Here is a 5,147-nt window from a genome sequence, read left to right on the forward strand (position 1 = left end):
CCGCGGCAGGGTCGGTGGTCGCCCACCCCTCGCGCACCGCGAACCTGTGCAGCCCGCGCACCGCCGCCAGCGTGCGACCGGCCGAGGCGGCACCCAGCGGAGCGTGGTCCTCGTCCCCTTCGCGCAGCGCCGTGAGGAAAGAGCCCACCTGTGGCGAGGTCACCCCGCCCAGGTCCCTGACACCGGAGGCGTCCAGGTACTCCACGTACCGGACCAGGTCACGCCGGTACGCGGCCAGGGTGTTGGTGGCCAGCGCCCGCTCGGCGCTCAGATGGTCCAGGAAGGCGGCGCGGGCCCGTCCCAGCGGCCCACGCTCCAGTTCCTCCTCCACGGCTCAGTGATCGCCGGCCACGGGCAGCGACGCGAACCCGTCGGCCGCCGCGGCGTGCGCCGCCAGGATCCCGATGACCGTCGCACCGTTGTGCAGTCGGCCGCAGAGCACGGCGCGCACCGCCTCCTCGAGCGGCAACCATTCGGCGGCCAGGTCCGTCTCCTCGTGCTCGCGCACGAAGTCGATCTCCTCCTCGGGCACCTCGGACAGGTCCCGGGCGAGGAAGAGGTGAATGCGTTCGTTGGAGAACCCGGTGCTGGGGAAGAAGTCCGGCAGCTTGTGCCAGGTGGCGGCGCGCAGCCCCGCCTCCTCCACCAGCTCGCGGCGGGCGGTGGCCAACGGCCCCTCCCCCTCGACGTCCAGCACACCGGCGGGCAGCTCCCACAGGGTGTGTTCGACGGCGTGACGATACTGGCGCTGCAACAGCACCCGACCGCGCTCGTCCAGGGCCAGGATCGCCGCCGCGCCCGGGTGGTCCATGTAGTCGCGGGCCGCCACGGTACGTCCCTGGCCGTTGGCGCCGGGCATCTGCACCCAGTCCGTGCGCATCCCGCACTTGGCCCCGCGGAAGCGCTCCTCGGAGCGTTCCACCGGCCACGACTCAGGGGCGTCCGCGACCCTCGCGTACGCCCCCGTCGTCTCTTTTGCGACCCGGTCGGTCATTCGGCCCCTCTCACTCGGGCCCCGCCGACCGTGACCTAGGACTCCTTGTACTCCAGCGCGGCGGAGATCAGCCCGCGGAAGAGCGGGTTGGCGTTGGTCGGGCGGGACCGCAGCTCCGGGTGCGCCTGCGTCGCGATGAAGAACGGGTGGACGTCCCGGGGCAGCTCCACGTACTCCACCAGCTTGCCATCAGGGGAGAGTCCGGAGAACACCAGACCCGCCTCCTCCAGCTTGGGACGGTAGTCGTTGTTGACCTCGAACCGGTGGCGGTGGCGCTCGGAGACCTGCGCCCGGCCGTCGTACAGGTCACGGGCCAGGGTGCCCTCGCCCAGGTCGGCCGGGTACAGGCCCAGTCGCATCGTGCCGCCCATGTCACGGTCACCGGCGACCACGTCCTCCTGGTCCGCCATGGTGGCGATGACCGGGTCGACGGCCTTGTCGTCGAACTCCAGGCTGTTGGCGCCCTCCAGGCCGAGCACGTTGCGGGCGTACTCGATGACCATGCCCTGCAGGCCCAGGCAGATGCCCAGCAGTGGGATCCCGTTCTCACGGGCGTAACGGATGGCGCCGAGCTTGCCCTCGATGCCGCGCACGCCGAAACCACCGGGGATGAGGATGCCGTCGACGCCGTCGAGCTCGGCGGCCGCGCCCGAGGGGCTGGCGCAGTTGTCGCTGGCGACCCAGCGAAGGTTCACCCGGGTGTCCGTGGCGAAACCACCGGCGCGCAGCGCCTCGCTGACCGACAGGTAGGCGTCGGGCAGGTCGATGTACTTGCCGACCATGGCGATGGTGACCTCGTGGTCGGGCTGGTGCACACGGCGCAGCAGCTCGTCCCACTCGGTCCAGTCCACGTCACGGAAGGGCATGCCCAGGCGGCGCACGACGTAGGCGTCCAGGCCCTCGCGGTGCAGCACCTTGGGGATGTCGTAGATGGAGGGGGCGTCGGGGGTGGAGACCACACCGGCCTCGTCCACGTCGCACATGAGGCTGATCTTGGACTTGAGGCTCTGGGTGATGGGACGGTCCGAGCGGCACACGATGGCGTCGGGCTGGATGCCGATGCTGCGCAGCGCCGCGACCGAGTGCTGGGTCGGCTTGGTCTTCATCTCGCCGGCGGGGCCCAGGAACGGGATGAGGGAGACGTGCAGGAAGAAGCAGTTCTCCCGGCCGATCTCGTGGCGGATCTGGCGGACCGACTCCAGGAAGGGCTGCGACTCGATGTCGCCGACCGTGCCGCCGATCTCGGTGATGACGATGTCGACGTCGGGGGCGTCCATCGCGTAGATGCGCGACTTGATCTCGTTGGTGATGTGCGGAATGACCTGCACGGTGTCACCGAGGTAGGCGCCCTGCCGCTCCTTGGCGATGACGCTGGAGTAGATCTGGCCGGTGGTGACGTTGGCGGACGCGGACAGCTCCACGTCCAGGAAACGCTCGTAGTGGCCCACGTCCAGGTCGGTCTCGGCACCGTCGTCGGTGACGAAGACCTCGCCGTGCTGGAAGGGGTTCATCGTCCCAGGGTCGACGTTGAGGTAGGGGTCCAGCTTCTGCATGGTGACCCGCAGGCCTCGCGACTTCAGGAGTCGGCCCAGACTGGAGGCGGTGAGGCCCTTGCCAAGACTGGAGGCGACGCCGCCAGTAACGAAAAGGTGCTTGGTACTCGCGGCGGATGCCAAAGTGTTGCTCCCGTGGTGTGAGTGGCTACGGCGGGCTCGCAAGAGCCGAGCGACCGTGCGGCGGTCCGGGTCCGAGCGGCGGCGATGCCGTTTCAGCACGTCGGACTCCACGGGGCACCAGGATAACAGGCCCCCCGTTCGCCCACACCGGACAACCTGTTCCCACCCTCGTTCTGTTCCCCGCCTCCGCCCGAACGCCCACCCACAATGGCCGCTGAGGCGGCGTTCTCGTGTGTGGCCGCCATCGGTGTGGTGGCGAAGGCAACACCGATCAGACGGGGAAGTTCCCGGCACGGCCGAGGTAGGCGGGCGGGGACTTGGCGAGCCGCTCCCCCATCCAGTCGCCCAGCGCCGCGGCCTCCGACAGGCTCACACCGGTGCGCAGGCCACTGCGGTGCAGCAGGTAGAGCAGGTCCTCGGTGCCGATGTTGCCGGTGGCGGCAGGGGCGAAGGGACAACCGCCGAACCCGCCGAGGCTGGAGTCGAGCACCCGCACGCCCTCCTCGACGGCGGCCAACGCGTTGGCGTAGCCGGTGTTACGGGTGTTGTGGAAGTGACAGCGCAGGGTCCGCCCGGGCGCGGCCTCGGCGGTCAGCCGCAGCAGTTCACGGACCTGGGAGGGCACACCCACGCCGATGGTGTCGGCCAGTGCGATCTCCACCGCGCTCGTCTCGGCGATCCGGCGCACCACCTCGGCGACCCGTTCGGGAGCGACCTCGCCGTCGAAGGGGCAGCCGAAGGCGGTGGAGACGGTGACGCTCAGAGGCACTCCGGTGCCCTGGAGCGCCTTGTCCATGTCGGCCAAGGCGTCGAGCATCTCCTCGACCGTGCTTCCCTGGTTGCGGACACAGAACCCGTCGGTGGCCGGCACCGCGACGTTGACCTCCGAGACCCCGGCGGCCAGGGCCCGGTCCAGACCGCGCCGATTGAGCGCCAGCCCGATGAAGGAGACCCCCGGCTCCCGCCGGAGCCCGGCCATGATCTCCTCGGCTCCGGCCATCTGCGGCACCCGCTTGGGGTTGACGAAGCTGACCGCCTCGATCCGCCGCACCCCGGCGGCGACCGCTCGGTCGATCAGTTCGATCCGGTCCTCGACCGACAGCACGGTGGACTCGTTCTGCAGGCCGTCACGCGGCCCCACCTCGACGATCTCCACGTGCTCGCCGCCCTCGGGCCCACGGTCGTTCGCGGTCATCAGGTCCACCTCTCACGCTCCGTCGCGTCTCGCCCCCAGGCTAGGGGAGGGCGAGGGTGACACCCGTCACCGGGGTCGGAGTGTGGCCCTTCGTGCCGGTCAGCGCAGGGCGAGGGCGGGTCGGACCTCCCAGGTGGTCCACACCGGGCGGTAGCCCATGCGATGCCAGAACGGCCCCGACAGCGGGTTCATCGCGGCGTAGTTGAGCACCGAGACACCCACCCCGTGGCTGTCCAGCGCCTGGTGGGCCTGGCTGACCAGGGCGGTGCCGATCCCGTGTCCGCGCTCGGCGGCGGTCACCACCCCGTAGCCGATGTGGGCGATCGGACGGGCCCGCACCAGGGACTTGGCCCAGCGGGAGCGTTCGGGCGGCGAGACCCACAACAGGCCCACGGCACGACCGCGACGCTCGGCCAACCAGATCCACGAACGGGACCGGTTCAGCGCCCGGGCGGCCACCTTGCGGGTCTGCTCGGCGGTGTCGGGCTGCAGGAAGACCCCACCGAAGTTCTGTTCGTAGCGGTGCTCCTCCATCAGCAGGCCGACCACCTGGGTCAGGTCGCTGATGTCGGCGAGCCGGATGGCCACGTCGCGCGGGGGCAGCGACGGCGGCACACCGCGTCGGCGCTGGCGCGCCGCGAGCACGGTGTAGGGCTGCAGCCCGTGTCGCTGCAGCGGGATGATCCCGGTGACGTCACGGGCGGGCCAGCTGACCAGCGCGGCCGACTCCGAACCTGTGCCGGTGGGCAGGTCCTCCAGTTGGTCGCGCCAGCTGGTGAGCAACGAGTCCAGGGCGCGGGCGGGTTCGGGTCCACCGACGATGGGGGTGAGCCAGTGCTGGTCGGGCACACCCCAGATCCGGCCGACCTCGCCGGGCTGGTACCAGGTGTAGTGCATGCTGCCCGCGGCGACGGGGAGGCCGTCCTCGTCGCTGACGGTCAAAAGCGGATAGGAATCGGGGGCGAAACCCACGGGTTCGGGTAGCAGGGGGTCGGCCTCCGCCCAGCGTTGGGCGGCCGAACGCACCAACGGGTCGAGTCCGACATCGCCCCCGGGCGACTCATCATGTCGCACCCGTGCGACATAACCGCTCATCCACCCCTCCCATAGCGGGTTCTTCCCAAGTGAACACCCTCGGTTCTGGCGCGGACCGAGCCGCGGTCACCCTCACGCCGCGGCGCGGACATACCGGTGTCATGAGGGACCAGAACGACCGTACCGCTTCATCTCGGCACCGGCACACGAAATCGTCGAATCGGGCGGTGGTCCGGCGTCTCCCGTA

The 5,147-nt window shown here is 70.4% G+C and carries 5 protein-coding genes; all 5 read right to left on the bottom strand.

What is annotated here, in order from left to right:
• Window positions 1-331 (bottom strand): site-specific integrase (locus K8V84_RS17600; RefSeq protein ID WP_304076255.1); only part of this gene is annotated, 331 nt, incomplete at its 3' end.
• Between the two features lie 3 nt (window positions 332-334).
• Complete coding sequence (locus K8V84_RS17605) at window positions 335-994, bottom strand: NUDIX hydrolase (protein ID WP_304076257.1); 660 nt, start codon at window positions 992-994, stop codon at window positions 335-337.
• A 35-nt stretch (window positions 995-1,029) separates the two neighbouring features.
• Window positions 1,030-2,670 (bottom strand): CTP synthase, encoded by a 1,641-nt coding sequence (locus tag K8V84_RS17610; RefSeq protein WP_304076259.1) that lies wholly within the window; start codon window positions 2,668-2,670, stop codon window positions 1,030-1,032.
• A 271-nt stretch (window positions 2,671-2,941) separates the two neighbouring features.
• The gene (locus tag K8V84_RS17615) at window positions 2,942-3,865 is read right to left on the bottom strand and encodes a hydroxymethylglutaryl-CoA lyase (protein WP_304076261.1); all 924 of its coding nucleotides are present in this window, start codon (window positions 3,863-3,865) and stop codon (window positions 2,942-2,944) included.
• A 99-nt stretch (window positions 3,866-3,964) separates the two neighbouring features.
• Entirely contained in the window at window positions 3,965-4,960 is a 996-nt protein-coding gene (locus tag K8V84_RS17620) for a GNAT family N-acetyltransferase (RefSeq protein WP_304076263.1), read from the bottom strand.
• Between the last annotated feature and the right edge of the window lie 187 nt (window positions 4,961-5,147).

Source organism: Nocardiopsis listeri, from assembly GCF_020741345.1.
Taxonomy (GTDB): Bacteria; Actinomycetota; Actinomycetes; order Streptosporangiales; family Streptosporangiaceae; genus Nocardiopsis; species Nocardiopsis listeri_A.